Source organism: Janthinobacterium sp. ROICE36 (assembly GCF_002869965.1).
In the GTDB taxonomy this organism is placed as follows: domain Bacteria; phylum Pseudomonadota; class Gammaproteobacteria; order Burkholderiales; family Burkholderiaceae_D; genus Janthinobacterium.
The window spans coordinates 1-3,700 of record NZ_PEBS01000146.1; the positions used below are offsets into that span (position 1 = coordinate 1).

Annotated in this window: 4 protein-coding genes and 2 pseudogenes; 4 read left to right on the forward strand and 2 right to left on the reverse strand. The window is 55.8% G+C overall.

What is annotated here, in order from left to right; all coding sequences use genetic code 11:
- A partial coding sequence (locus CSZ94_RS26960) for an integrase core domain-containing protein (protein WP_180977654.1) occupies positions 1-543 on the forward strand: 543 nt, incomplete at its 5' end.
- A 72-nt stretch (positions 544-615) separates the two neighbouring features.
- Positions 616-852 (forward strand): annotated as a pseudogene (locus CSZ94_RS26965) (IS630 family transposase); the annotation flags it as partial.
- Positions 853-942: 90 nt separating this feature from the next.
- On the opposite strand, the gene CSZ94_RS26970 reads toward CSZ94_RS26965, so the two are convergent.
- Positions 943-2,343 (reverse strand): aminotransferase-like domain-containing protein, encoded by a 1,401-nt coding sequence (locus tag CSZ94_RS26970; protein WP_180977655.1) that lies wholly within the window; start codon positions 2,341-2,343, stop codon positions 943-945.
- Between the two features lie 275 nt (positions 2,344-2,618).
- Here CSZ94_RS26970 and CSZ94_RS26975 point away from each other — a divergent pair, with 275 nt between their 5' ends.
- A complete protein-coding gene (locus CSZ94_RS26975; protein ID WP_102124307.1) occupies positions 2,619-2,864 on the forward strand; it encodes a hypothetical protein in 246 nt (81 codons plus the stop codon).
- Between the two features lie 217 nt (positions 2,865-3,081).
- The gene (locus CSZ94_RS26980; RefSeq protein WP_102124308.1) at positions 3,082-3,474 is read left to right on the forward strand and encodes a GFA family protein; all 393 of its coding nucleotides are present in this window, start codon (positions 3,082-3,084) and stop codon (positions 3,472-3,474) included.
- 94 nt (positions 3,475-3,568) lie between these two features.
- Here CSZ94_RS26980 and CSZ94_RS29100 read toward each other — a convergent pair.
- Positions 3,569-3,700: pseudogene (locus CSZ94_RS29100) on the reverse strand (IS481 family transposase); the annotation flags it as partial.

Below are 3,700 nucleotides of genomic sequence, written 5' to 3' on the forward strand. Positions count from 1 at the left end.
CTGGTCGCCTGGGAGGTGCATGCGCGCGAGGGCGGCGACGAGGCGGCCGCGTTGATGGAACGGGCTTGCTGGCGCGAGCGCCGCCCGCACAGCAAGCCGCTGGTGCTGCACGCGGACAATGGCGCAGCGCAAAAGGCGCACACGCTCAAGTCCAAACTGGAGACGCTGGGCATCACACCGTCGCATAGCCGCCCCGGCGTCTCGGACGACAACGCCCATATCGAAGCCTGGTTCCGCACTTGCAAGTATGCCCCCGGCTACCCGCCGAATGGATTCGAAGACATCGAACTGGCCCGACAATGGGTGCTGAAATTCGTCACCTGGTACAACGGCGAGCATTTGCATAGCGGCCTGTCCTTCGTGACGCCGGAACAGCGCCACAGCGGCGTTGCCGACGCCGTGCTGCGGCAGCGGCGAGAGGTCTACGCGCAGGCGCGGGAACGCCATCCGTTGCGCTGGAAAGGGCCGCCACGCGCGTGGCAGGTGGCCGACGAGGTTTGGCTTAACCCGCCGTCCAAACTTGACCAGCGCCGCGCCGCATGACCTGCTGAGGAAAGGACTGAAACGACGCATTCTAAAACCGCACTTACGCGACAACTATCTTGACAACTACCGTCCGCCTCCTGGCTCAACATGGTCGAGCGCTTCTTCCGCAGTTTGACAACGGATCGACTCCAGCGCGGAGTCTTTCGTAGCGTCCATGAACTGACCGTCGCAATCCATGAATATATTACGGCCCATAATCAGAATCCGAAGCCGTTTGTATGGACCGCCAAGGCTAACGACATCCTGCAAAAAGTGATCCGTACCAATCGGAGGCTTAGTTCAAAGAATAACGAAGCACTACACTAGCTATGGACGTGAGTTGCCAAAAATCGGCAGTTTGGGTCAAAAAATCGGCTGCGCCAACATCCTGGATGAAGCACCGTGTTTCCGGGACGGTTAAACCACAGCAGCGCTGAACGAATCGGGCCGCCGCGCAAGCAGATGAGAGAGTCGTTGAAGACCCGCCTGCAAGCGTCCACGGTCCTTGATGCACCCCAAAGAGATCCGAATTGCATTCACGGATCCGCTGCCGGTGGCGAATGCCTCCGCCGGCGTGACTGCGATGCCCTCTCTGTCGGCTGCACGCGCAAGCTGTGAGGAGTTCCAATACGCGGGCAACTCGAGCCATACATGCAGGCCGTCGCCAGAGCCGCTGTACCGCCCCGCCAGAATATCCCGCGCCATCCGGTGGCGCAGGCGCGCCTCCTTGCGTATGCCTTCCATCAATCCGGCAGCCGAACCGTCGAGTATCCACTGAGTGGCCAGTGCGGCCGTCAGAGGCGCGACCATCAGCGCAAATGATCTTAGCGCGACCAGGAAGCGCTCGCGCTCGTGCGGGTCGCGTATCAGCACGAAGGCGACGCGCAAGCCGGGTGTCAGGCATTTCGACAGGGTTGATATGTAGACCACCTGTTCCGGGGCAAACGTGGCAACAGGTGGCGGCGGTGCATCGGCAAGAAGCCAGTAGGGATCGTCCTCGACGATGCGTACATTGCAGCGCTTCGCGATGCTGGAGAGCTCCTTGCGTCGGCGTTCCGGAATGGTGATGGCGGTTGGATTCTGTAATGTCGGATTGACGTAGACCAGCCCGGGCTTGTGCTGGCGGCACGCTTGCTCAAGCATCTCCGGCACCATCCCGTGCCTGTCCGCTTCCACCGCAATGATACGCCGGCCGAACTGCGTCGCTGCGGCACGCAAGCCGGGATAACTCGTTGGCTCTGCCAGGATCACATCGCCAGGCTCCGTCAGCGCAAGGATCAATGCGGCGATTGCCGCTTGCGCACCCGGACAGACAACAAGCTGCCCGGAATCGAGATGTCCAAACATCGGTGCCAGCCATTTGGCGCCAGCCTGACGGTCGGAGTCGCTTCCCCCGCCCAAGTGGTAAGTCATCAGCAATTCATTATCTGCCCTCATCAATACTTGAGACAAACCTTGTTTCAACATGTCGTCGAAGTCCACCCTATCCGGCGGTGGCGGGGTATTCATGCTCAGGTCGAGGATAGCGGTCAATTCGACTTTCGGCGCCGCGACATACGTGCCTCGGGCGCCGCGGCCCTCCAACAAGTTGCGGCGTCTGGCTTCGTCGTATGCGCGCGTGATCGTCGTCAGGTCGACGTCCAGCTGGGCTGCCAACTGGCGCTGCGTAGGCAGGCGGTCGCCCGGTGTCAAAGATCGGTCTGCCACCGCCGCCTGCAACGCATCCGCAATCTGCAAAAAACGTGGCCCTTTGTTGCCGGCCAAGCGCGGCAGCCAGATAGTCAAATTTTCATCTTGTATGGTTTTTAACGGGGACATTTTGTATCAATGTATGGAAATTGTTTTCAAGTAGTATGCATTAGAACGTGCAGCAACACCATCCTTGCATGGCAGTCGCTGACGTTTTCTCTGCTCTCATCTGTATCATGCGGCAAATCACTGCGCCCGATGCCATGGTTATTTCATAGGCAGATATAATGAAAGAGTCAAACAGGATGCCTGGGGATGGTTTGAACAGAAGCGGCTGAAGCAGCGTTCTGAGGTAGTGTTCCTCACGATAGATAGTGTCAAGTAATAGACTGGAAATACGCAAAATGATGGATTTGACCCCTATAGTCTTCGTGACGTTCAAGGCTCTCGTGCTTGGCACGGGCATGTTCTTCGCTATCAAGTGGCATTACGATCAAGGGAAGAAGGATAAGGATAAGGCGAAGCAGAATCGCGCGGTGCTACGCGCCAGCGGCAAGGTGGTCGCAGTCTTCGCGCTATCGCTCCTGGCCTTGGGGATCGTCACCTTCGTCGTTGTCAGGATGGTCGGTTTGGACATGACCTTCCCATGATGGTAAGTAATTGTCGGCCGATATCCAGTGATGCGGCAGGCGGATCAGAGCTCGCTTCATAGCCGTTGCTTTGGGTATTTGAAAATTGCCGGCGGAATGAGTTGGCGTCATACTTTCGGAGCGGGTCTGCTCGGTGGTGACGGCGGGTCAATGTGTATCTTGCCTGCCTTGAAGTACTGTGTAAAAATACAGTGTCAACACTCAAAAAGGACACATCATGATCAAAGGCAGTTGCTGCTGTGGCTCAGTAAAGTTTGAATTGTCATCGCCCCCAAGCATGATGGGGAGGTGTCACTGTTCTCGTTGTCGGAAGGCCGGAGCGAGTGCCTTGGTCTTTGTTGATAAAAATTCATTTACCTTGCTGGAGGGGCGAGAATTTATTCAACGATATGCGCCAGAGCCACCGTTTAAATATGCAAGAACTTTTTGCAAAAACTGCGGGACTTCTTTGGGGGAAATTGGCTCAGAGAATGATTCATTTCCAATATCAGTTAACTGCCTGGATGATGACCCTGGGGTAAGAATGCAATTTCATGTGTATGTTGGCTCCAAGCCTGCATGGTATGAAATTTGTGATAATGCAAAACAGTTTCAAGAAAGTCCAAAATAGTAAAAAAGCCAGTCATCTGACTGGCTTTTTTATCGCACTATTGACATTCCGAAGAATCTCGATGTTCGTTTTCTGCCAGCCCGCCCCAAATATTCTAAGTGTCAAGACCGGCCTGGTTATATACGCGTTTAACGAATAATTCCGGCTTTTTCTCCTGCCATTTCTTCATCGCCTGAATCGGTGTTGCGTTATCCAAGGCGCGCTGGGGAATGTTGTGGTTGTAGAT